This window comes from Mycobacterium sp., from assembly GCF_002863225.1.
GTDB lineage: Bacteria > Actinomycetota > Actinomycetes > Mycobacteriales > Mycobacteriaceae > Mycobacterium.
Window position 1 is genome coordinate 170,228 of sequence record NZ_PKEK01000041.1, and the last position, 23,387, is coordinate 193,614.

Below are 23,387 nucleotides of genomic sequence, written 5' to 3' on the forward strand. Positions count from 1 at the left end.
TCCAGCACCGAGTGCACAGTCGAGGCGCCACTAGACCTTGGGGGATGCGCGTAACCACTCGACGGCGTCGTCCACGTCGGACACCACCGGCACTCCGGCCGGCACCGAGGGGCGCCGCACAACCACAACCGGGATGCCCAACTCGTCGGCGGCCTGCATCTTCGGCCAGGTGTACTCACCACCGGAGTCCTTGGTCACCAACACATCTCCACGGTGTTCGCGCAGCAACGTCAGCTCGCCGGCCAGTGCGTAGGGCCCGCGGTCGCGAACGACCTGCCACGCCGGCGGCAACGCGATCTCCGGGTCGTCGACGACGCGCGCCAGCACCGCCGATCGGCCCAGCGGCGCGACGAACTCCGGCAACTGCTGACGGCCGACGGTCAGCAGCGGCCTATCGCCCAGCCGCACCGCCTCGGTGGCGGCTTCGGCGTGCGAGTTCACCCAGTGCCAGGACGGTGTGGCGCGGTCGGCCCAGCCGGGACGTTGCAGCCGCAGCAGGGGAACCGCCTCGTCGGCGCAGGCGCGAACCGCGTTGGCGGAGATCGTCGCCGAGAACGGATGCGTCGCGTCGACCACGACGTCGAATTCCTGCAACGCCTTTCGCAACCCCTTGACGCCACCGAACCCGCCGATCCGTACCGCTCCCTCGGGCAGCCGCGGCTGTGCGACCCGGCCGGCCAGCGAACTCGTCACGTCCACCCCGTCGGCGACCAACGCCGCTGCGAGCGTGCGGGCTTCCGAAGTCCCGCCCAGCAGTAGCACCCGCCGCGCCATCAGCGTCGCCGCAGCAGGTAGATGTCCATCACCCACCCGGTGTCGGCGCGAGCCTGTGACCGCGCCTCGGCGATCTGCCCCGCGACGTCGGCGAGTCGCCCGGAGAGCAGCCGTTCGCCGGACGAGCCGAGATTGGCTGCCCACCACACCGACCAGTCGTCCAGCCCGGTCAGGTCGAGCCGGTCGGGAGGGGGGTTGAGCATCGCGACGATGTTGTCCTGCCCGGCGGCGACGGCCTCCTGCAGCAGACGCCCGGTGGTGACGTGCACCGGGCGGCCGACGTCGTGCAACACGATCCGATGGCGGGCGGCGAGCACCTGCGGAGCACTGATGCCCGGGAGCACATCGAATTCGACTGGCACGCCGAGGGTCTGGATTTTCTCGATCACGCGGATCGTCGAGTCGTACAACGACGGGTCGCCGAATACCAGAAACGCAGCGGTGCCGCCGCGGGTGCGTAGCACGTCGGCGTAGGCCTCGGCGCGTGCGTCGTGCCAGTCGGCCACCGCGCGCTGGTAGTCGTCGCCGGTCAGTGCGGTCGAGCGGTCGCGTTCCGGGTCGCGGACCGCCACGACGTCGACGGACCCGTCGGTGTACGCATCGACGATCTCCCAACGCAGCGCCAGAAGTTCGTCGTCGGCGCCTTTGAACGCGGCCAGCACGTAATCGACCGACCGCAACGCCTCGGCTACCTCCGGCGTGACGTGTTGGGGGCCCATGCCGACCCCCAGGACGCGAACCCGGACCGGGTCAGGCACCGGCGCGACCCTCGATGTCGCCTTCCACCTCGAGGTAGGCCTGCCGCAGCGCGGCCAGCGTCTCCGGCGAAGGATCGGCCCACAGGCCGCGGTCGGCGGCCTCCTGCAGGCGCTCGACCATGCCGTGCAGCGCCCACGGGTTGGACCGGTCGAGGAACTCGCGGGTCTCCGGGTCGAGAACGTAAGACTGGGCCAGCTTTTCGTACATCCAATCGTGGACGACGCCCGCGGTGGCGTCGAAGCCGAACAGGTAGTCGACGGTGGCGGCGAGTTCGAAAGCACCCTTGTAACCGTGCCGGCGCATCGCCGAGATCCAGCGCGGGTTGACCACCCGGGCGCGGAACACCCGTGCGGTCTCCTCGCCCAGCGTGCGGGTGCGCACCGCGTCGGGTGTGGTCGAATCTCCGACGTAGGCCTTGGGATCGGACCCGGTCAGCGCGCGCACCGTCGCGATCATGCCGCCGTGGTACTGGAAATAGTCGTCGCTGTCGGCGATGTCGTGTTCGCGGGTGTCGATGTTCTTGGCGGCCACCTTGATCCGCGCGTAGTTGGTGCGCATGTCGTCTGCTGCCGAGGCGCCGTCCAGCCCGCGACCGTAGGCGAACCCGCCCCACGCGGTGTAGACCTCGGCCAGGTCTTTGTCGTCGCGCCAGGTGCCCGCTTCGACGACCTGCAGGATGCCCGCGCCATACGATCCCGGCTTGGAGCCGAAAACCCTTGTGGTCGCTCGTCGCTCGTCGCCATGCTCGGCGAGGTCGGTGCGGGCGTGGGCGGCCACGTAGTTGTCGTCGTCCGGCTCGTCGAGCAGCGCGACCATGCGCACCGCGTCGTCGAGCATCGTCACCACATGCGGGAAGGCGTCGCGGAAGAATCCCGAGATGCGAATCGTCACGTCGATGCGTGGGCGTCCGAGCTCCTCGAGCGGGATCACCTCGAGCCGGCTGACCCGTCGCGACGCCTCGTCCCACTCCGGCCGAACACCAAGCAGCGCAAGCACTTCCGCGATGTCGTCACCGGACGTTCGCATCGCGCTGGTGCCCCACACCGACAACCCGACCGACCCCGGGTAGGAGCCGGTGTCGTCGAGGTAGCGTTGCAGCAGCGACTCGGCCATCGCCTGACCGGTCTGCCACGCGAGCCGCGACGGCACCGCCCGGGGGTCGACGGTGTAGAAATTGCGCCCGGTGGGCAGCACGTTGACCAGACCGCGCAGCGGCGAACCCGACGGGCCGGGCCGCACGAAACCGCCTGCCAGGGCTTGCATCACGGCGTCGAGCTCACCCGCCGTACCGGACAGCCGCGGGACCACCTCGGTCGCGGCGAAGCGCAGGCAGGCACGGACATCCGGTGCCTCGTGCAGCGCGTCGACGGCCGCGGCGTCCCAGCCGGCGGCCTCCATCGCCTCGACCAGTGCGCGCGCCCGGCCCTCGATCTCGTCGACCGCGGCGATCTCGGCGCCGTCCTTCAGGCCGAGAGCGGTGCGCAATCCCGGCACGGCGTGGTCCTGCCCGCCCCACACCTGAGCGGCCCGCAGGATCGCCAGCACCAGGTTGACCCGGGCCGTTCCGGCGGGCGCCTCGCCCAGCACGTGTAGCCCGTCGCGGATCTGAGCGTCTTTGATCTCACACAGCCAGCCGTCGACGTGCAGGAGGAAGTCGTCGAATTCCTCGTCGTCGGGCCGGTCGTCGAGGCCGAGGTCCCGGTGCATCTCCGCGGCCCGCATCAGGTTCCAGATCTCGCCGCGGATCGCCGGCAACTTGGCCGGGTCCATCGCCGCGATGTTGCCGTACTCGTCGAGGAGTTGTTCGAGTCGCGCGATGTCGCCGTATGTCTCGGCGCGTGCCATCGGCGGTATCAGGTGGTCGACGATGGTCGCGTGGGCGCGCCGTTTCGCCTGCGCTCCCTCGCCGGGGTCGTTGACCAGGAACGGGTAGATCAGCGGCAGATTTCCCAGCACGGCGTCGGTGGCGCAGGCCGCCGACAGCGCGGCGTTCTTGCCTGGCAGCCACTCCATCGAGCCGTGCTTGCCGAGGTGCACCACCGCGTGGGCGCCGAAACCGTGCTCCAGCCAGCGGTAGGCCGCGAGGTAGTGGTGGGTGACCGACAGGTCCGGGTCGTGGTAGATCGCCACCGGGTTCTCCCCGAATCCGCGCGGCGGCTGGATCATCAGCACGACATTGCCCGAACGCAACGCCGCGATCACCAGATCACCGTCGTCGTTGACGAACAACCGTCCCGGCGCCGGGCCCCACGCCTGCGCCATCGCGTCGCGCAGTTCGGCGGGCAGGTCCGCGGTCCACTCGGCGTACTGCGCCGGTGTCACCTTCACCTGTGCGCCGGCGACCTGTTCGGTGGTGAGCCACTGCTCGTCCTGGCCGCCCGCGTCGATCAGCGTGTGCATCAGACGGTCGCCGGCCTGTGTCTCGTCTTCGATGCCGAGCACCCCGAACCCGTCGCCGACCTGGTAGCCCTCCTGCGCCAGCCGGTGCAACAGCCGGACCGCGGACGCCGGGGTGTCGAGGCCGACGGCGTTGCCTACCCGCGAATGCTTGGTGGGATAGGCCGACAGCACCAGCGCGAGCTTCTTGTCGGCGTTGGGGATTCGGCGCAGCAGCGCATGGTTGACCGCGATCGCGGCCACCCGTGCGCAGCGCTCGGGGTCGGCGACGTAGTGGGGTAGGCCGTCGTCGTCGACCTCCTTGAAGGAGTACGGCGCGGTGATGATGCGGCCGTCGAACTCGGGAATGGCGATCTGCGTCGCAGAGTCGAGCGGTGTGACACCGTCGTCGCTTGCTTCCCACTCCTCGCGGGATGACGTCAGGCAAAGTCCTTGCAGCACAGGGATGTTCATCGCGGCGATGCGCTCGATGTCCCACGACGCGTCGTCCTCACCCGCGCCGGCGCCCGCCGCCTTCGACCCGCCGGCCGCCAGCATGCTGACCACCACGGCATCCAGCGAGCCCAGCGCGTCGAACAGTTCGTCGGGTGCGCTGCGCAGCGAGGACGCGAAGATCGGCACGCCGACCGCACTGCCGGTTGCGTCGACCGCGTCGGCAAGCGCGTGCGCGAACCCCGAGTTGCCGCTGACTTCGTGCGCCCGGTAGTACAGCACCCCGATCCGGGCCGGTGCGCTCACGTCGGCGGCCCGGGCGCCGTAACCCCACTCGGGGATCACCACCGGCTCGTCGAAGCCCTGACCGGTCAACAGCACGGTGTCGCACAGAAAGGCATGCAGCTGAGCGAGATTCGTCGGCCCACCCTCGGCGAGATACGAGTGTGCTTGCGCCGCAAGCCCGATCGGCACCGTCGAGCATTCCATCAGCTCGGCACTGGGTGTTCGTTCGCCGCCGAGCACGATCAGTGGCAGCCCGGTGGCCCGCAGCGTGCCGATTTCCGCGGCGACTTCCGCCGATGAACCCAGCACCCGCAGCACCACCAAGTCGACGCCGTCGAGTGCGTCCTCGACGGGTTGGCGCGCCGGGTTGCCTAGGCGGTACGGCGCCAGTGACGCGCGCGCCGACAGCAGATCGGTGTCCGACGTGGACAGCAACGCGATGCGATGGGTCGGCGTATCGACGGTGTTCACTCAGGTCCTCCCCGGGGTTCTCGCCCCGTGTAGTGGAGCGCCCCGTGACCAGTGTCTGGCTCGGACCGCCGGCTGGACGCCGAGGCCCTCACAGTGGCGGAACCGCCCCGGGCTTTCACCGGATTCCTGTTGCCACGAGACGTGCGGGAATGAGCTTAGTAGGGTGAGCGCGATGAACGCGATCCTGAACTGGTGGGACGGCGTCGAGCTGTGGCTGTCTGGCCTGGGGTTTGTGTTCCAGACGATCGTCGTCATGCCGGTCGTGCTGGTGCTGGCGTTCGTGATCGCGGCAGCCCTGGACGGGGCGTTGGGCCGGGGCCTTCGGGTGATGCGCGGCATCCGGCACAGCGATGACGATGCCGGATGAGCGGAAACACCGGAATGCCGCGATCGAGGGTCACGCTGGTGCTGGTCGCGCTGATCGTGCTGGTCATCGTCGCCTGGCTGTTGACCCGCTGACCTGCATCGGGCTTGCGCTGCGGGCCGAAAAGATTCTGTTACGCTTCGGCCATGCACGCAGTCTCCGGTAGTACCGAGTGCCACATCCTGGCGCTCATTGCCGTGGGAAATTGCGCCGTCGCTGACGTGCATTGTTGTCGCTGACCTTCTGCCCACGCGCGCCGAAACTCGCTTTCCTTCGCACTGGGATCCGTCAGATGTCAGGCACACCCTCCGAAAGGTCGACCATTGTTCGACGACAACAAGAAACCCGTCGGGTGGCGGCACGTTGTCGCGTTGAGCCTCGCCTCGGGTCTGATCGCGGCGTGCCACGGCGGCGCCAGCGATGTCGTCGGAGGTGGGGGACCCAGCGGCGCGAACACCAGCATCACGCTGGTGGCCTACTCGGTTCCCGAACCCGGCTGGAGCAAAGTGATCCCGGCGTTCAATGCCTCGCCCGAAGGCAAGGGCATCCAGGTTATCGCCTCCTACGGCGCCTCGGGTGACCAGTCTCGCGGTGTCGTCGACGGCAAGCCCGCCGACATCGTCAACTTCTCGGTCGAACCCGACGTCGCGCGACTGGTCAAAGCCGGCAAGGTCGCCAAGGACTGGGATTCCGACGCCACCAAGGGGGTCCCGTTCGGGTCGGTCGTCACCTTGGTGGTGCGGCCCGGAAATCCGAAGAACATCAAAGACTGGGACGACCTGCTGCGGCCCGACGTCGACGTCGTCACCCCGAGTCCGTTGAGTTCGGGCTCGGCGAAGTGGAACCTGCTGGCGCCCTATGTGGTCAAGAGCAACGGTGGCCACGATCCGCAGGCCGGCCTGGACTACATCCGCAAGCTCGTCGGTCAGCACGTCAAACTCCGGCCCGGGTCGGGACGCGAAGCCACCGACGTGTTCGTCCAGGGCAGTGGCGATGTTCTGATCAGCTACGAGAACGAGGCCCTCGCCACCGAGCGACAGGGAAAGCCGATCATCCACGTCAACCCGCCGCAAACCATCAAGATCGAGAACCCGGTGGCGGTGGTGACCAGCAGCCCCCACCTCAACGCCGCCGTCGCGTTCAAGAACTTCCAGTACACCGCGGCGGCCCAAAAGGTCTGGGCAGCAGCGGGATTCCGCCCGGTCGACCCAGCAGTCGCCGCCCAGGTTCGTGACCAGTTCCCGGCGCCGCAGAAACTGTGGACGCTGGCCGATCTGGGCGGCTGGCCCACGGTCGACCCGCAGCTGTTCGACAAGAAATCGGGCAGCATCACCAAGATCTACACGAAGGCCACCGGATGACGACGGCGATCTCCCGACCGATCCCGGGCGGCAGCGGCGGCGGTAAACCGCTGGGCCGCAACAAGTTGATCAACAACGGCACATCGCTGCGGGTCGGCGTTTCGGTGGTGTGGCTTTCGGTCATCGTGTTGCTGCCGCTCGCTGCCATCTTGTGGCAGTCGATCGGCGGCGGCTGGGACGCGTTCTGGCTCGCGGTCACCTCGAACGCGGCGATCGAGTCGTTCCGCGTGACCTTGACGATTTCCGCGGGCGTGACCGTGGTCAACATGATTTTCGGGCTGTTGATCGCCTGGGTGCTGGTGCGTGACGACTTCCCGGGCAAGCGGGTGGTCGACGTTCTGATCGACCTGCCGTTCGCCCTGCCGACCATCGTCGCCAGCCTGGTGTTGCTGGCGCTCTACGGCAACCACAGCCCGGTCGGCGTGCACCTGCAGCACACCAGTTGGGGTGTGGGCGTGGCCCTGGCCTTCGTCACGCTGCCGTTCGTGGTAAGGGCCGTGCAGCCGGTGCTGCTCGAGATCGACCACGAGACCGAAGAAGCGGCGGCGTCGTTGGGCGCCAACAACACGACGATCTTCACCACCGTGGTGCTGCCCTCGCTGACCCCGGTGCTGCTGACCGGAGCGGGCCTGACGTTCGCGCGGGCGATCGGCGAATTCGGTTCCGTGGTGCTGATCGGTGGCGCGGTGCCGGGCAAGACCGAAGTGTCCTCGCAGTGGATCCGCACCCTGATCGAGAACGACGACCGTACCGGTGCCGCCGCGATCTCGATTGTGCTGCTGCTCATCTCGTTCGCGGTGCTTTTCGTGCTGCGCACGGTGGGATCACGCGCAGCCAAGCGTGAGGAGTTGGCCTCGTGACCCTCTCGCCCGCCGTCAAATACCTGCTTCGTTTCCTGGCGCTGGCGTATGTGTCGGTTCTGCTCGTCGTCCCGGTGGGGCTGATCCTGTGGCGGACGTTCCAGCCCGGCATCGGTCAGTTCATCGACTGGGTCAGCACTCCGGCGGCCGTCTCCGCGCTCAATTTGTCGGTGCTGGTGGTCGCGATCGTGGTGCCGCTCAACGTTATCTTCGGAATCCCGACCGCGCTGATGTTGGCGCGCAACCGGTTCCGCGCCAAAGGCGTGCTGCAGGCGATCATCGACTTGCCGTTCGCGGTGTCACCGGTCGTGGTCGGTGTGGCGCTGATCGTGTTGTGGGGATCGGCCGGGCTGCTCGGTTTCGTCGAGAAGGACTTCGGCTTCAAGATCATCTTCGGGCTGCCGGGAATCGTGCTGGCCAGCATTTTCGCGACGCTGCCCTTCGTGGTGCGCGAGGTCGAACCGGTGCTGTACGAGATTGGCACCGATCAGGAGCAGGCGGCCGCGACGCTGGGTTCCAATTGGTGGCAGACGTTTTGGCGGATCACCCTGCCGTCGATTCGCTGGGGATTGACCTACGGCGTCGTGTTGACCATCGCGCGGACACTCGGCGAGTACGGCGCGGTGCTCATCGTGTCGTCCAATCTGCCGGGGCAGTCGCAGACCCTGACGCTGCTGGTGTCCGACCGCTACAACCGCGGCGCCGAGTACGGCGCCTACGCACTTTCGACGCTGCTGATGGCGGTGTCGGTACTGGTTCTGATCGTTCAGGTGATTCTGGATGCTCGCCGCAACCGCGCAGCCAAGCAGGCATGACAGGGAGGAGTGGCGCTAGATGCGCGCCAACGACGATGCAGAGCGACGCGATGAGGAGGAGTGGCGCTAGATGACTGAGAATGCGATCACCGTGCGGGGCGCCAACAAGCGCTACGGCGACTTCGTCGCACTGGACAACGTCGACTTCGACGTCCCCACCGGATCTTTGACGGCGTTGCTGGGGCCCAGCGGGTCGGGTAAGTCGACCCTGCTGCGCGCCATCGCCGGACTCGACCAACCCGACACCGGGACTATCACGATCAACGGCCGCGACGTCACCACCGTCGCGCCGCAACGCCGCGGCATCGGTTTCGTGTTCCAGCACTACGCGGCGTTCAAGCACCTGACCGTGCGCGACAACGTCGGCTTCGGTCTCAAGATCCGGCGCAAGCCCAAAGCCGAGATCGCTGAGAAGGTCGACCATCTGCTGGGGGTCGTAGGCCTCAGCGGCTTCCAGACCCGTTACCCCAGCCAACTTTCCGGCGGTCAACGGCAGCGGATGGCGTTGGCGCGTGCACTGGCGGTCGACCCACAGGTGTTGCTGCTCGACGAACCTTTCGGCGCCCTCGATGCCAAAGTCCGCGACGATCTAAGGGCCTGGCTGCGCCGACTGCACGACGAGGTGCACGTCACCACCGTGCTGGTCACCCACGACCAGGCCGAGGCGCTGGACGTCGCGGATCGGATTGCGGTGCTCAAAGACGGGCGCATCGAACAGGTGGGATCGCCGAGCGAGGTCTACGACACCCCGGCCAACCCGTTCGTGATGTCGTTCCTGGGTGCGGTCTCGTCGCTGAACGGGACTCTTGTTCGCCCGCATGACATCCGGGTGGGCCGCAACCCCGACATGGCGATCGCGGGCGACGGCGCCGCCGAGGCCACCGGCGTGATCCGGGCCACCATCGACCGGGTCGTCGTGCTGGGCTTCGAGGTGCGCGTCGAACTCATCAACGCCGCCACCGGCAGGCCGTTCATCGCTCAGATCACGCGTGGCGACGCCGAGGCCCTCGGCTTGAAGCAGGGCGACACGGTCTACGTCCGCGCCACCCGGGTGCCGACTCTGCCGCACACGACCCTGCCGGGCCACGACGCGGACGTCGACGCGGAGGCGGACGGGCTCAGGGTGAGTTCCAGCTGAACGCTGGTCCGAGCTTGATCGACTGGGCCCGGGCATTACTGGAATGGGCGACGCATCCGGCCGCGTGAGTGTCGAGCTGTTTCCACTCCGCGCCCGGCGACCACGCGTCCACCCGGATGCTCGGGTCGCGACTGGCGATCGGTGAATACTTCGGGAGCTCGGTCTTACATCGGTTGTCGATCTCCCGCTGTTCGGCGTCGTCGTCCGGGAAGCGCGACAACCCGAGCATCGCGAAAACCTCGTCGGTGTGCGGCTTGTCGCAGCTGACCGGTGAATTGACGTCCCCACGGAAGCACGTGCCGACTCGGTCGGAGTTGAGCGTGCCGGTGATCAGACCGTTCTTCGGCCAAAAGCTGTACGCCCACACCGCCGCCCACAGCATGCAGATCACCAGGCCGGCGAACGCGAGGCCCCGTCCGGACTCCTTGCCATCCCGGGTCTTGACCAGCGCGACGACGCCGGAGAGCAAGCTGAGCGGGATGAGGCTGACCAAGCCGAGTGCAAACGTCGCAACCGCCCATCTGTTGACGGGGCGATCGGGACCGGGCGGGCCGAGTTCCTCGGGTTCTGATGCTGCTGGCGATGTCATGATGCTGGCTACCGTAACCCTCCGTTAAGGCTGCATCAACGTACCCGCAACCCCCGCCGGGCGTGTTCGGTTACGCCGCGACGCGCTGAGCAATCGCGGTGTCGAATCGGTCCAGCACTGTCTCGGCGACCAATCGATGCGCGCCGAGCGGCGCCGCCATCGGAATGGACTCCGCGGCCGCGTATCTCGCGACCCGATCGGTCAGCAGGCCGGGTGCCAGAAACCAGGGCACGATGACCAGGCGCTGGGCACCATGCCGGCGCAACTGGAGCGCGGCCTCGGCCGGCGATTGCCCGCCACCGGTGGCGAACGCCATCGTCGTAGCGGCCCACTGCGATCCTGTGCTGAGCTTGTCGGCGACCTGCGCGGTGCGGGCGTTGGCCGCGGCATGCGTCGAGCCGATCGCGACCACGATCACCCCACACTCCGGGTCGTGCGCGCCGACACCGGCTTCGGCCAGCCGCTGCCGCATGACCGCCACCAGTCGGTCGTCTTCACCGAGCACTGCGGCCTGCCGGGCGGGGACACCACTGCTTGCGATCTGCTGCGGAATGTCGACCTGTGCGTGGAACGCATCGGCCAGAAGAAAGGGCGTCACCACCGCGTCCGGGGTCAGAACGTCCGGTATGCGCGGCGAATTCAGATCGCAGAACGCGACGCGGACCCGCAGGTCGGGTCGCATGAAGCGAATCTGGTTGGCCACGGCGCGAGCATTGGCGGCCGACCGCGGATCCCTGCTTCCGTGGGCCGCAAGGACGAGTGACGTCACGACGCGTGCAGCCCGCATTCCGTCTTCGACAGGCCCTGCCAGCGTCCGCTGCGCGGGTCGGCGCCCTCCACCGGCTTGGCCGTGCACGGCGCGCAGCCGATCGACGGATAACCTTCGTAGACAAGCGGATTGACCAGCACGTCGTTGTCGTCGATGTAGGCCTGGAATTGTTCGTCGGACCAGGCGGCCAGCGGGTTGATCTTCACCAGGCCGAACGCTTCGTCGAAGCTGACCACCGGCGCATTGGCGCGAGTCGGAGCTTCGACCCGCCGCAGACCGGTGACCCAGGCTGAGTAGCCGCGCAGCGCCTTACCCAGCGGGGCGACCTTGCGCATCCGGCAGCACTCGCTGGGTTTGCTGGCGAACAGGTCCTTGCCCAGCAACTGGTCCTGCTCGGCGACGGAATGCTCGGGCGTGACGTTGAGCACGCGAATGTCGTAGACGGCCTCGACCGCGTCCCGGGTGCCGATGGTCTCCACGAAGTGATATCCGGTGTCCAAGAACAGCACTGGCACACCCGGGCGGACCTTGGCGGCCAGGTCGACCAATACGGCGTCTTGCATGTTGGAGGCCACCACGTAGTTGCACGTGGCCGAGGACCGGGGGCCTCCGACACCGCCGAAGTTCTCGTCGGTCCAGCGCAGCAGGTCGTCGGCGCTGGCGCCTTCCAATTCTGCGGCGCCCTTGTCGGCCAGTTCCCGTAGTTCCGCTTCTGTCAGGTTGCTCATCGCAAATCTGCCTCCTCGGCACGCAGTGCCCAGTTCGCGAAACGCTCGTCACCGTCGCGTTGCTTCACGAAGTTGCGTACCACCCGATCGATGTAGTCGCCGAGCTCGTCGCTGGTGACCTTGTGCTGGCGCAGCTTTCGCCCGAATCCACTGTCGAGTCCCAGGCTGCCTCCCAGGTGAACCTGGAACCCTTCGACTGAATTCCCGTCGCCGTCGTCGACCATCTGACCCTTGAACCCGATGTCGGCCACCTGGATACGGGCGCAGGAGTTCGGGCAGCCGTTGATGTTCACCGTGACCGGCACGTCGAGCTGTGTGTTGAGGTCCTCGAGCCGGCTCTCCAGCTCGGGTACCAGCGTCTGCGAACGCACCCGCGTTTCGGCAAACGACAGCTTGCAGTATTCGATTCCGGTGCAGGCCATCAGGTTTCGGCGCCAATGTGACGGCCGCGACTGCAGACCCAGCGCATCGAGGCCGGCGGTCAGCGCGTCGAGCTTGTCGTCGGCGACGTCGAGGATGATCAACTTCTGGTACGGGGTGAAGCTGACCTTCTGCGATCCAGCCTGCTCGGCGAGGTCGGCGACAGCGGCCAGGATGGTGCCGGACACTCGGCCCGCGATCGGCGCGACCCCGACGGCGTTGAGGCCGTTTTTCAGTTTCTGCACGCCGACGTGATCGATCGGGCGGGTGAGCGGCTCGGGGGCCGGGCCGTCGATGAGTTTGCGCTGCAGGTACTCGGTTTCGAGCACCTCGCGAAACTTCTCGATGCCCCAGTCCTTGACCAGGAACTTGAGTCGGGCCTTGGCCCGCAGCCGTCGGTAGCCGTAGTCGCGGAACAGCGAAGTGACGGCCTCCCAGACATCGGGAACCTCATCGAGCGGCACCCAGGCGCCGACTCGTTGCGCCAGCATCGGATTCGTGGACAGCCCGCCGCCGACCCACAGGTCCAGACCGGGACCGTGTTCGGGATGGTTCACGCCGATGAACGCGATGTCGTTGATCTCGTGGGCGACATCCTGCAAGCCCGAGATCGCGGTCTTGTACTTGCGCGGCAGGTTGGAAAAGTCGGGGTTGCCGACGTAGCGCCGGACGATCTCCTCGACGGCCGGCGTGGGATCGAGCACCTCGTCGACGGAGAGACCGGCCAGTGGGGAACCGAGCACGACACGCGGGCAGTCGCCACACGCCTCGGTGGTCTGCAGGCCGACCGTCGCCAACCGCTCCCAAATCTGTGGAACGTCCTCGATCCGGATCCAGTGGTACTGAACGTTTTCGCGGTCGGAGATGTCTGCAGTGTCCCGGGCGAACTCGATCGAGATCTCCCCGAGGGTGCGCAGCGCCGCGGTGCTGATCGCGCCGCCGTCGCAGCGCACCCGCATCATGAAGTACTTGGCCTCGAGCAGGTCGATGTTCTCGTCGCCGGTGTAGCTGCCGTCGTACCCCTGCTCGCGCTGGGTGTAGAGCCCGGCCCAGCGCATCCGCCCACGCAGGTCGTTCTTCTCGATGCTGTCGAAGCCCGCGGCGGAGTAGTGGTTCAGGATTCGGTCGCGCACGTTGAGTGCGTCGTCGTCCTGCTTGAACTGCTCGTTGGGGTTGAGCGGTTCGCGCTCACCGAGCGCCCACTGGCCTTGGCTCTTCGTGGGGCGGGGTGACGTCATTCGGCAATCTCCTCTAGTGGAGCAGCCGGCGTGGGACGCGCAACCACCGGAAGGCTGTACCGGCGGCGCAGATCCGGAAGCCAGCTGAAGGTGCAGGTAGGCGGGTCTACGACATCAAGCCGGACAGCGACAGCTGCAAACACGCTTGAAATCGACATGACGACGCGCCACCAATGGGATACGAACTTGGCTGTGGTGGGCGACGGTCACTCGTCCATTGTGCCACGGATATCGCCTGGCTCTGCTACCAGGGGTGACTTTCGCTCACCATGAGCGAAAGTCGGGAAGACTGCCCAGGTGAGCCCTGCTGTGGTGGTGAAGCGCGTACTGCGGAATATTGAGCTGACGTGACGGCATCCTCGGCGCCGGCCGCCCTGCCCGGTGTGCAGGTCAGCCCTGACGCGCCCTTCGGTATCTACCTGCACGTGCCGTTCTGCTTCACCCGCTGCGGTTACTGCGACTTCAACACCTACACCCCGGCTGAGCTGGGCGGCGTCAACCCCGATGCGTGGCTGCAGAATGTCGCGGCTGAGCTCGAGCTGGCCGCGGCCAGGCTCGGCGGACCGACCGTGCAGACCGTCTTCATCGGCGGTGGCACCCCATCGCTGCTCGGCGGTGAACGCCTGGCCGCCCTACTGCGGGCAGTGCGCGACAACTTCGAACTGGCCGACGACGCCGAGGTGACCACCGAGGCCAATCCCGAGTCGGCGTGGCCGGACTTCTTCGCCGCTGCCCGCGAGGCGGGCTGCACCCGGGTGTCACTGGGCATGCAGTCGGTGGCGCCGCATGTGCTGGGCGTGCTGGACCGGATCCATACCCCCAACCGTTCGGCGGCCGCGGCCCGCGAAGCGCTGGCCGAGGGCTTCGAGCACGTCAGCCTCGACCTCATCTACGGCACACCGGGGGAGTCCGACGACGACCTGCTCTGGTCGGTCGAGACGGCGATCGAGACCGGCGTCGATCACGTGTCCGCCTATGCCCTGGTGGTCGAGGACGGCACCGCGATGGCGCGCCGGGTTCGCAGCGGCGAATTGGCCGCCCCGGACGACGACGTGCTGGCGCACCGCTACGAACTGCTGGACGTCCAGCTGTCGCAGGCCGGCCTGGATTGGTACGAGGTATCCAATTGGAGCCGCCCCGGTGGGCAGTGCCGACACAATCTGGGCTACTGGGACGGCGGACAGTGGTGGGGCGCAGGCCCGGGCGCACACAGCTTCGTCGGTGACACGCGCTGGTGGAATGTCAAGCACCCCAACGCGTATGCCCAGCTGCTCGGAGAATCGACGCTTCCGGTCGCGGGTTTCGAGCAGCTGGACTCGGTCACCCGCCACACCGAAGACGTGTTGCTACGAATCCGGTTGCGTCAGGGTCTGCAGGTGGACCTGCTGGACGAAGCCGAGCGCGAGCGCGCCGGCACGGCGATCGCCGATGGCTTGCTGACTCGCGAGGGCGATCGACTGGTGCTCACCAACCGGGGCAGGTTGCTGGCCGATGGAGTTGTCCGCAATCTGCTGGGGTGAGTCAGGCGGCGTGTCGCGCCAAGGCTATGCCGACCCTGACTTCGAGTTCACCGACCACGATGGCGGGGGCGCGTGGCGGCGCAGCTGATCGGTGACGCCCGCCGGTCGGAGTGATGTATTCGGCCGTGTGCCGGCCCATTTCGTCAACTCGAGCGTGCACTTCCCACCCGGCGGCTTCCTTGGCGTAGTTGCAGCGTGCACACGTCCCCAGCCCGTTGGCAACCGCGGTCAGCCCTCCCCGGGCGTATGGGGTGGCGTGGTCACGGTGTCGGATCGGAGCGTCGCAATACGGGGTGCGACATCGTTCGTCACGCAGTCCGATGAAGTCGGCAAGTCCCTTCGGAAAATTCCGCGCCCGCGACTCCATGGCCACCAGTGCACCGGACTGAGGATGGGCGTACAACCGTCGCAACGTCGCCCGCGACCGCGGGTCGGTGACGGCCGATGACACCAGTCCGCGGGCGACTTGGGCCGGAATCGGGCCGTAGTCAACAACATTCGCCGGCGTGGTGTCGTCGCTGAGCAGCGCGCGGTCCGTGAGGACCAGGTTGACGGCGATCGGCGCGGGTGTGTTTGCACTGCGGCCCGTCACGCGTTCGATGAGGGTGTCGGCCATGACCTGGCCGCGGGACCGGTCGTCTGACGTGGTGTCCGCCACGCGACGCAGCGCCGCGTATACCGAGACGCCCTGGGCGACAGGCAACAACGCCGTCAGATACGTCATCGTGTCGGGGGCGGGCCGAATGGTCACCGTGCGTTCGGTTTCGGCTCTGGCAGCTCGGTCGACAACCGCGCGCGGATCGATTCGGTAGGCGATGGACTTCGCCGCGGCCGCAATCCGCGCATCGCCCAGGCCGTCCAAAGTGGTTGGATCGGAACATAATTCGGCATCGAGAACTCGCCTGTCCTCTACGTCCAAGCAGGCACTTTCCCGCACGATGAGAGTGGCCCGCCACTCCGACAGCACGCCGGTCGTCAGTGCCGCCAGCGTGTGCGGCATCTCGTGCACCAGCGCCTTGGCAAAGCCAAGGTGCCGACCGCCCCTGGCTGGAGAGTCGCGACGCGCCAAAGCGATTTCGCTGCCAACTCCGCGTCCGCGTCGTGCGGCCGGCATACCCGCCGCGGCTTCCGCCGTTCGCCGAGCGGCATCGAGAGCGGCCGCCGCTCGAGCCTGGCCGGCAGCCGCAGCAGATTTCAGCCGTTCCAGCTCGGCGATGCGCTCAACCAGGACAGATTCCGGGGCCGAGACGTCGACCGCCACGATGCTATCGAACATACATTCGATTGTAGCGACGGCCACCGACAGGTAGATCAATATGGCACCGCTGGAAGGAGAATCGATGCCACCGACCCCGACCCCGACGCCGAAGCTGCCGCCGGTCAGAGTGGCCCGTGCGATCGAACGAGTCCGTCACCACGTGGGGCGGTTGTACCAGCGCCTGGCGCCTCCGCCGATCACGGTCCTCGACATCATCTTCGGAGCTTTCCTGTCGCAGGCCGTCTCGGCGGCCGCGCAACTGGGCATTGCCGATGCGCTCGCCGCGGGCCCATTGACCAAGGAGGAACTGGCGCAGCGCGTCGCGGCTGATCCCGACAGCCTGGCGCGGCTCATGCGTCTGCTCGTCAGCCGTGGCGTGTTTCGCCGACGTCGCGACGGACGTTTCGCGCTCAATGCGCCGGCCGACACACTGCGGACCGACTCGCCGACCTCGATGCGGGCGGCCGCCCTCTTCTACGGATCGTCGCCGCACCGGGCGAACTGGACGCTGTTGGCCGATGCGGTGCGCACCGGAGAGCCGAACCCGCCGAAAGTGTTCGGGAAGGAGTTCTTCGAGTACCTACCCGAAGACCCGGCGTTCGCGGAGATTTTCAACAACGCGATGACCTCGACCTCGGCGGTATTGGAAGCGGCCGTGATTGCGGCGTACGACTTCAGCACGTTCGATGTCATTGCCGATATCGGAGGTGGCCACGGCCTGCTGCTGTCGTCGATCCTGACGGCCGCGCCCGATGCCCGCGGCATCCTGTTCGATCTTCCCGAGGCGGTCGAGGGTGCACCGCCCGTGTTGTCCGCGCACGGTGTCGCCGATCGAGTCACGGTGACCGGGGGGTCATTCTTCGACAGCGTGCCGTCCGCTGACGCATACGTGCTGAAGAACGTCATCCACGACTGGGCCGACGACAAAGCCACCGCCATTCTCGCCACCATCAAAGCCGCGGCCCCGCCGGGCGCAAAATTGCTGCTGCTGGAGATGGTCGTTCCAGACCACGACCGCGAATTCCTGGGCCATTACGTCGATTTGGAGATGCTGGTGCTGGCGGGCGCGTTGGAACGCAGCCTCGGGCAGTGGACCGATCTGATGCGGCGGGCCGGTTTTCGGCTGCAACGCGTGGTGCAGACGGCAGGGCCGCTCTGCGTCATCGAGGCCGTGCCCGAATAGGCGCCTACCTGTTGTTGGCCCCGGCCAGCGGTCGCCGCACGACCGGCTCCTTGACCCGATGCGTCACCGAAGCCCACGCCGACGGCGAATAGTGGGTGGTGACTTCCTCGAACCCATCGACCCGGTGCACGGTGAGCACGCCGGTGTTCTCGTTGACGGTCAGCTTGTCGTTCTCGGACGCGCGGATCTCTTCGCCGTCGAGCAGTCGGATCACGAACACAGTGCTGTCCTCTCGTCTGAGCGCGGCGTCGCACGAGCCTTCCGGCCGGCCCGCCGCAGGGCTGCAGTCATTGTGGAGCCGGGGTGTGAACGGAGCGGAAACGCCACGTGACAACGTCGTCGACGATTGGCGCCACGGTGCGAAAAATAGTGATCGACCAGCGCAACAGTGGTTGCGGGTGGCTGGCGGTGGACCGGAGTTACCCGTCCGTTAATAGGTTAGGCTAAATTTACTAAGCGTGACCCAAGTTGGCGTCGAAACCAGCCCGGCAGGTGCCGCTTCGTTGTCGTTTCCGCTGCCGGCCGGTATCGCGCCCGCGGATCTGGCGGCCGAGCTGGTGGCCGTCCTGGCCGAGACCGCCGGTGAGGAATACCTGCTCTACGAGCACGACGGCGAATGGGTGCTGGCCCTCGGTGCGCTGGCGACCGTCGAGCTGGACAGCGACGAGTTGCGCATCATCCAGGATGGTGTCACGCAGCGGCAGACCTGGTCGGGTCGTCCGGGACAGGTCCTGGGGGAGGCCGTCGATCGATTGCTGCTGGAGACCGGCGAGGCGTTCGGCTGGATAGCCTTCGAATTCGGCGCCTACCGCTTCGGACTGCAGGAGCGCCTTGCGCCGAAGACTCCGCTCGCGCGGGTGTTCTGGCCGCGCACGCGCATCGTTGTCGCCGACGCGGTCACCGTGTTCGATGCTGACCATCGTCACATCGCGGCGCTGAGCCAAATACTCAGCGTCGGTGTGCAACCCGCACCGACCCCCTCCGGTGTGGATGTGTCGGCCGACGACTCGAATTACCGGGCTCGCGTTGCCACCGCGATCGACGAGATCGTCGCCGGTGACTATCACAAAGTGATTTTGTCCCGCTGCGTCAATGTGCCGTTCGCGCTGGACTTTCCGGCCACCTATCGGGTCGGGCGCAGGCACAACACCCCGGCGCGCTCATTTCTCTTGCACCTCGGTGGTTTTCGCGCCCTGGGCTACAGCCCGGAACTGGTGGCAGCGGTGCACGACGACGGCCTGGTGGTGACCGAACCGCTGGCCGGCACCCGGGCATTGGGCCGCGGCGCCGAGCTTGACCGTGAGGCCAGGGAGGACCTGGAGTCGAACACCAAAGAGATTGTCGAGCATGCGATGTCGGTGCGCAGCTCAGTGCAGGAGATCGACGAGGTCTCCGAACCCGGCAGCTCCGCCGTCGTCGACTTCATGACGGTGCGGGAGCGCGGTAGCGTGCAGCATCTCGGCTCGACAGTCACCGGGCGGCTCGACGCGTCCAAGGACCGGATGGATGCGTTGGAGACGCTCTTTCCCGCGGTCACCGCCTCGGGCATCCCGAAGGCGCCCAGCGTGGATGCCATCCTCCGGCTCGATGAAAGCCCCCGGGAGTTGTATTCCGGTGCGGTGGTGCGCTTCTCGTCCGACGGAGCACTGGACGCGGCATTGACGTTGCGGACCGTCTACGAGCGTGACGGCCGTACCTGGCTGCGCGCCGGCGCGGGCATCATCGCCGCTTCCGATCCCGACCGGGAGTTCGAGGAGACCTGCGAGAAGCTGACGACGCTGGCGCCCTACCTGGTCGCGCGGCGCGAGACGACCTAGCCGGCGTCGGCCTCGGGTGAGCGCTCGAGATATTCGCCCAGGATCTGGCTGACCAACGACTCGATGGTCGTCTCGATCGACGACGCCAGCGTGGCGGTCACCGACGACACGGCCTGCGTGCGAAAGCGCACCAACATGGTTATCAGCTCAGCGATTTCGGTGTCGGCGGGCAGTGCCTCCCCGGGTTTGATCCGGTCGGAGACGTGTTCGGCTCCGGCGCGCACCAGCATTTCGCTGATCTGGTCGATCAGCGGGCTGATGTTCTCGTGCAGGTCGACGAGCGTGTCCATGCTCATGCCGTAGCCGCGAACCTCGTTGAACGCCTCGATCAATTTCGGCCGGGTGATGGTGGCCTGCGCATCGTCGACGTGGATCACCTGCAGATTGACCAAGCGGTCGAAAGCTTTCGGGTCGTTGATCAGTCGCTGGGCCTCGGCTACCGGCATGGTCTGGGATTTCTCGCTGGTCCAGGTGCCGACGATGGCAGTCTCGAGGCCGAGCACGTCGCCGAGGTTCTTGCCTTCCTCCCAGGCGCTGAGCATCTCCCGGACGTGGGCGATGTTGTAGCCCCGGTCGAGCATCGAGGTGATCAGCCGCAACCGGGTCAGATGCGTGTCATTGAACAGCGCGATCCGACCGACCCGCAACGGTGGCGGCAGCAGGCCACGGTCGCGGTAGACCCGGATGTTGCGGGTGGTGGTACCGGCGAGCCGGGCCAGATCCTCGATCCGGTATTCACCCGAGCCGAGTGCACCGTGGGGGTAGCGGACGGCGGCGTCGAACAGCTGCGAGACCGCGTTCTCGATGACCTCCCGCGACTGGCGGCGCACGCGTTTGGGCGCGCGCCGCAGGTTCGCCAAGACACCGGCGATGGTGCCGGTTTCAGGGCGGTGCGGCCGGTCAGGCGACATCGTGTCAGGCAGACGAACTCACGCGGACGGCGGCATGTTCGACCGCGTCGTAATCGGCGTACTGGAAATCGCGCATCTGTCGAAGATACTGGGTGGCGAATCCCGGGTACATCGAGACGTTGCGACCGTCCTTGGTCAGGTACCAACTGCTGCAGCCAGACATCCAGGTCGTCTTGGTGAGCCGCGCCTGGATGCGTTCGTTGTAGCGCTGCTGCACGTCCTGGCGGACATCGAGGTAGCGCAGGTCGCTGTCCAGAATCGTGGTGATGCCGCGCACCGCGTAGTCCAGCTGACCTTCGACGTAGACCAGCAGCGAGTTGTGCCCGGGCCCCGAGTTCGGGCCGGTCATGAAGAACAGGTTCGGGTAACCGTGTGCGCTGGCGCTCTTGTAAGCCTGTGCGCCATCGACCCATTCGGCGCTCAGCGAGCGACCACCCAGACCGGTGACCGGGAAGGGCGGACCGGTGAGGTGCACGTCGTAACCGGTGGCGAACACGATGCAGTCCAGGTGGTGCTCGATGCCGTCGCTGGTGCGCACACCCACCGGGCTCAACGTCGCGATGGGCCAGTCGATCAGCTTGCAGTTGTCGCGCTGCAGCGCGGGGTAGTAGTCGCTCGACACCAGCATGCGCTTGCAGCCCGGGGTGAAGTCGGGCGTCAGCTGGCGGCGCAGCCAGGGATCTTTGACTTGGCTGCGCAGGTGCATCTTGCCGAGCCTGGCCACCACTGACGTCAGCGGTGTATTCCACACCAACGCGGTCGCGCTCGCCTCGTGACCCCAGAACAAGGCCTGGCGTGCAAGCTGTTGCACGGCAGGCACTTTGCCGAATACCGATTGGACGGCAGGCGGCGTCGCGAAATCCAGGCGGGGTAGCACCCAACCGGGGGTGCGCTGGAACACCTTCACGAATTCGGCTTGCTTGACCAGTTCGGGGATGATCTGGACCGCGCTGGCGCCGGTGCCGATCACGCCGACCCGCTTCCCGGCGAAGTCGTAGTCTTTGTCCCACCGGGCGCTGTGAATCTTATGGCCCTCGTAGGTGTCCAGGCCGCGGATGTCGGGGAAGCTCGAGTCCGGCAGCGGCCCCGACGCCAGGATCACCGTGCGGGCGCGAAAACGCTTGCGGGTGGCCGTGGTTGCGGTCCAGACGCCTGCGCTCTCGTCGAAGGACAACCCCGTCACTTCCTGGCCGAACTGGATGTGGCGGCGTACGTCGAACCGGTCGGCCATGTCTTCGATGTGGTGGCAGATCTCCTCGGCGGGCGAGTAGGTGCGCGACCAGGTCGGGTTCTTGACGAACGAGAACGAATACAACAGCGACGGGATGTCACAGCTGGCGCCGGGATAGCCGGTGTCGCGCCAGGTTCCGCCGACGCGGTCGCCGCGCTCGAGGATGACGATGTCGTCGACGCCGGATTGGGCCAACCGGATGGCTGCACCGAGCCCGGCGAATCCGGCTCCGACGATCAGGGTTGCGTAGGTGTGCGTCTTGGCCACGGTCATGCCGCCGGCTCGTGAGTGACTTCGCGGACCCAGCTCGGTACCGACGGCAGCAGCGGCCGCGGATAGCGGTCGGACAGCCAGACCATCGAGTTGGCCAGCAGGTGATAGGGGTGGTTCGGGTTCGTCACCACGGCGGCGTAGCGCCGCAGGAACCGGTACGTCGGTACCCGGCTGGTCTTTTCGCCGCGGTCGCCGAGTTCCTTGAACCGCTTGACGGCCTTGAAGAGCCGCTCGGGCTCCAGACCCATCGCGGTGATCTCGTTGGCGATCCGGTTGATCAGCGGTGCGCCCATGATCGCGCCGATGATCAGACCCGGGGTGGCGTTGCGGCCGATGAAGTCGATCAGCAGCCGGCGGATCTTCGCGTGTCCGATCATGTCGAGAACTTCGAAATCGACGACCAGGTGCCGTGACTCGTCGTTGTTGATCTTCTCGAACACCTGATGACAGACCGGGTCGTGCACCTCGTCGAGGAGGAACTTCAACAGGGCGCCGTCCAGTGCGACTTCGAGCATCGGGATCACCGTGCCCAGCAGTGACAGCGGCATGTCGTCGGCCCAGCGGTCCAGCCAGTCGATGGCCAGCCGGATGTTGACGTTCGGCTCCGGGACCTCACCGTCTTCGAGCATGCCCCAGCGCTTCATCAGTGCCAGCTCGGCGTTGGCGTGGCGCTGCTCCTCGGCGTGGAAATACCGGTAGATCTCACCGATGGTCGGCGTCGGCGCTTTCTTCGCCAGCGCCGCGAAGCCCCGGGCGCCGATGTTCTCGATCCAGCACAGGTCGGCCATGAACGCCTTGAGCTGCGGTCGCTGCTCGTCGGTGATCATCTCGGCGCCCGGTGCGTCCCAGTCGATGTCGGCCAGCGCCCATTGGCGGTCTTTGATTTTGGCCAGCATCTTGTCCATGTCGATAGCCATCAGTGCCACTCCTTCATTCGATCGGTCTTGGTCAGAGCCCAGAAATGCGGCCCAGCAGGCCGGCCGCGCGGGTGTAGGTGCCGGGCACGAGTCTTTTGATGCTCCAACCGATCTTGGCCTCGAACTGCGGCATGCAGTACAAGTCGCCACGGTCGTGGGCGTCCAGGCAGGTCTTGGCGACTTTCTCCGCGGTCAGCCCGGTGAACCGCATGACCTGGTTGGCGAGGCGAGTCGCGCCCGCTGAGATGCGGCCGGATTCGACGATGTTGGTCTTGACGAACGTGGGGCACAGCACGGTGACTTTGACTCCGCTGCCGGACAATTCGGCAGCCAGAGTTTCCGACAGCATCAACACACCAGCCTTGCTGACGTTGTAGGCGCCCATCCCCGGTGCCGCGCCGAAAGCCGCGGCTGAGGCGACGTTGATGATGCCGCGCGGCACATTCGGCTCGCCGGTCCGCAGGATCGGAGCGAACACGTGCGAGCCGTGGATGGGGCCCCACAGATTGATGCCGAGCACCCACTGCCAGTCCTCCAGGGGGAGTTCGCCGATCGGGGCGCCGCCGGAGCCGACACCGGCGTTGTTGATCACCAGCGTGGGTGCGGCGCCGAACCACGACTGGGATTGGGTGGCCAGATCCTGGACGGCGTCGAATTGGGTGACATCGCAGGCGATTGCGATCGCTTCGCCGCCGCGGTCGATGATCGAGGTGACGGTTCGCTTGGCAGCGACTTCGTCGATGTCGCTGCACACGACCCGGCCGCCGCGCTTGGCCAACTCGGTGGCGAACGCCGCGCCGATCCCACTGCCCGCACCGGTCACCACCGCGCGCGCGTGGTGGCTCACCTTGGGCGATCTGCCGAACGGTCCGATCAT

22 protein-coding genes and 1 riboswitch are annotated in these 23,387 nt (G+C 66.9%); of the genes, 9 read left to right on the plus strand and 13 right to left on the minus strand.

The features are described from left to right. Positions 1-30 precede the first annotated feature (30 nt). From CYU59_RS13150 to cobN, 3 genes are read right to left on the minus strand one after another with little or no spacing between them, the layout of a single operon-like run. The gene (locus CYU59_RS13150) at positions 31-774 is read right to left on the minus strand and encodes a cobalt-precorrin-6A reductase (RefSeq protein ID WP_292990060.1); all 744 of its coding nucleotides are present in this window, start codon (positions 772-774) and stop codon (positions 31-33) included. Further along, positions 774-1,532, minus strand: coding sequence for a precorrin-6A synthase (deacetylating) (gene cobF / locus CYU59_RS13155; protein ID WP_292990063.1), 759 nt, complete (start codon positions 1,530-1,532; stop codon positions 774-776). The genes CYU59_RS13150 and cobF overlap by 1 nt, the downstream gene beginning before the upstream one ends. Beyond that, positions 1,525-5,118: a cobaltochelatase subunit CobN gene (gene cobN, locus CYU59_RS13160; protein ID WP_292990065.1), complete on the minus strand. Its 3,594-nt coding sequence runs from the start codon at positions 5,116-5,118 to the stop codon at positions 1,525-1,527. The genes cobF and cobN overlap by 8 nt, the downstream gene beginning before the upstream one ends. 26 nt (positions 5,119-5,144) lie before the next feature. Further along, positions 5,145-5,281: riboswitch (cobalamin riboswitch) on the minus strand. A gap of 9 nt (positions 5,282-5,290) precedes the next feature. Between cobN and CYU59_RS13165 the strand changes: the two genes are divergently transcribed. From CYU59_RS13165 to CYU59_RS13185, 6 genes are all read left to right on the plus strand, one after another. After that, entirely contained in the window at positions 5,291-5,485 is a 195-nt protein-coding gene (locus CYU59_RS13165) for a hypothetical protein (RefSeq protein ID WP_292990068.1), read from the plus strand. A gap of 143 nt (positions 5,486-5,628) precedes the next feature. Then, complete coding sequence (locus CYU59_RS29010; protein ID WP_363114511.1) at positions 5,629-5,721, plus strand: Ms4533A family Cys-rich leader peptide; 93 nt, start codon at positions 5,629-5,631, stop codon at positions 5,719-5,721. Between the two features lie 132 nt (positions 5,722-5,853). After that, the gene (locus CYU59_RS13170) at positions 5,854-6,843 is read left to right on the plus strand and encodes a sulfate ABC transporter substrate-binding protein (protein ID WP_292990311.1); all 990 of its coding nucleotides are present in this window, start codon (positions 5,854-5,856) and stop codon (positions 6,841-6,843) included. Further along, positions 6,840-7,703: a sulfate ABC transporter permease subunit CysT gene (gene cysT, locus CYU59_RS13175; RefSeq protein ID WP_292990071.1), complete on the plus strand. Its 864-nt coding sequence runs from the start codon at positions 6,840-6,842 to the stop codon at positions 7,701-7,703. Before CYU59_RS13170 ends, cysT begins: the two co-directional genes overlap by 4 nt. Beyond that, the gene (gene cysW, locus CYU59_RS13180; protein ID WP_292990073.1) at positions 7,700-8,518 is read left to right on the plus strand and encodes a sulfate ABC transporter permease subunit CysW; all 819 of its coding nucleotides are present in this window, start codon (positions 7,700-7,702) and stop codon (positions 8,516-8,518) included. Before cysT ends, cysW begins: the two co-directional genes overlap by 4 nt. A gap of 70 nt (positions 8,519-8,588) precedes the next feature. Further along, positions 8,589-9,656, plus strand: a complete 1,068-nt coding sequence (locus CYU59_RS13185; protein WP_292990075.1) for a TOBE-like domain-containing protein — start codon at positions 8,589-8,591, stop codon at positions 9,654-9,656. On the opposite strand, the gene CYU59_RS13190 is transcribed toward CYU59_RS13185, so the two are convergent. The 4 genes from CYU59_RS13190 to CYU59_RS13205 all read right to left on the minus strand — a co-directional run bounded on the left by CYU59_RS13190 (position 9,637) and on the right by CYU59_RS13205 (position 13,400). Further along, a complete protein-coding gene (locus CYU59_RS13190; RefSeq protein WP_292990078.1) occupies positions 9,637-10,245 on the minus strand; it encodes a DUF4190 domain-containing protein in 609 nt (202 codons plus the stop codon). The two genes, CYU59_RS13185 and CYU59_RS13190, sit on opposite strands and share 20 nt — an antisense overlap. A gap of 70 nt (positions 10,246-10,315) precedes the next feature. Then, positions 10,316-11,014, minus strand: coding sequence for a sirohydrochlorin chelatase (locus tag CYU59_RS13195; protein WP_292990081.1), 699 nt, complete (start codon positions 11,012-11,014; stop codon positions 10,316-10,318). Then, complete coding sequence (locus tag CYU59_RS13200; protein ID WP_292990083.1) at positions 11,011-11,742, minus strand: phosphoadenylyl-sulfate reductase; 732 nt, start codon at positions 11,740-11,742, stop codon at positions 11,011-11,013. Before CYU59_RS13200 ends, CYU59_RS13195 begins: the two co-directional genes overlap by 4 nt. Next, positions 11,739-13,400, minus strand: coding sequence for a nitrite/sulfite reductase (locus CYU59_RS13205; protein ID WP_292990086.1), 1,662 nt, complete (start codon positions 13,398-13,400; stop codon positions 11,739-11,741). The genes CYU59_RS13200 and CYU59_RS13205 overlap by 4 nt, the downstream gene beginning before the upstream one ends. Positions 13,401-13,747: 347 nt before the next feature. Here CYU59_RS13205 and hemW point away from each other — a divergent pair, with 347 nt between their 5' ends. Beyond that, positions 13,748-14,920, plus strand: coding sequence for a radical SAM family heme chaperone HemW (gene hemW / locus CYU59_RS13210; RefSeq protein ID WP_292990088.1), 1,173 nt, complete (start codon positions 13,748-13,750; stop codon positions 14,918-14,920). A gap of 1 nt (position 14,921) precedes the next feature. Here hemW and CYU59_RS13215 read toward each other — a convergent pair whose 3' ends face one another. Beyond that, positions 14,922-16,196 carry an HNH endonuclease signature motif containing protein gene (locus CYU59_RS13215; RefSeq protein WP_292990089.1) on the minus strand — a complete coding sequence of 425 codons (1,275 nt, stop codon included), beginning with the start codon at positions 16,194-16,196 and terminating at the stop codon, positions 14,922-14,924. Between the two features lie 142 nt (positions 16,197-16,338). On the opposite strand from CYU59_RS13215, the gene CYU59_RS13220 reads away from it, so the two are divergent. Further along, the gene (locus tag CYU59_RS13220; protein ID WP_292990314.1) at positions 16,339-17,361 is read left to right on the plus strand and encodes a methyltransferase; all 1,023 of its coding nucleotides are present in this window, start codon (positions 16,339-16,341) and stop codon (positions 17,359-17,361) included. 4 nt (positions 17,362-17,365) lie between these two features. Here the strand turns inward: CYU59_RS13220 and CYU59_RS13225 are convergent, their stop codons facing one another. After that, positions 17,366-17,581, minus strand: coding sequence for a hypothetical protein (locus CYU59_RS13225; RefSeq protein ID WP_292990090.1), 216 nt, complete (start codon positions 17,579-17,581; stop codon positions 17,366-17,368). Positions 17,582-17,819: 238 nt separating this feature from the next. Here CYU59_RS13225 and CYU59_RS13230 point away from each other — a divergent pair, with 238 nt between their 5' ends. Beyond that, positions 17,820-19,178 (plus strand): salicylate synthase, encoded by a 1,359-nt coding sequence (locus CYU59_RS13230; protein WP_292990091.1) that lies wholly within the window; start codon positions 17,820-17,822, stop codon positions 19,176-19,178. Here CYU59_RS13230 and CYU59_RS13235 read toward each other — a convergent pair. The 4 genes from CYU59_RS13235 to CYU59_RS13250 are packed head-to-tail and all read right to left on the minus strand — an operon-like array spanning position 19,175 to position 23,387. Then, positions 19,175-20,089 (minus strand): MerR family transcriptional regulator, encoded by a 915-nt coding sequence (locus tag CYU59_RS13235; protein ID WP_292990092.1) that lies wholly within the window; start codon positions 20,087-20,089, stop codon positions 19,175-19,177. The two genes, CYU59_RS13230 and CYU59_RS13235, sit on opposite strands and share 4 nt — an antisense overlap. Before the next feature lie 4 nt (positions 20,090-20,093). Beyond that, the gene (locus CYU59_RS13240) at positions 20,094-21,593 is read right to left on the minus strand and encodes an NAD(P)/FAD-dependent oxidoreductase (RefSeq protein ID WP_292990094.1); all 1,500 of its coding nucleotides are present in this window, start codon (positions 21,591-21,593) and stop codon (positions 20,094-20,096) included. Next, the gene (locus CYU59_RS13245) at positions 21,590-22,510 is read right to left on the minus strand and encodes a ferritin-like domain-containing protein (RefSeq protein WP_292990096.1); all 921 of its coding nucleotides are present in this window, start codon (positions 22,508-22,510) and stop codon (positions 21,590-21,592) included. Before CYU59_RS13245 ends, CYU59_RS13240 begins: the two co-directional genes overlap by 4 nt. Positions 22,511-22,541: 31 nt before the next feature. Beyond that, on the minus strand, positions 22,542-23,387 hold the full coding sequence (locus CYU59_RS13250) for an SDR family NAD(P)-dependent oxidoreductase (protein ID WP_292990098.1): 846 nt from the start codon (positions 23,385-23,387) through the stop codon (positions 22,542-22,544).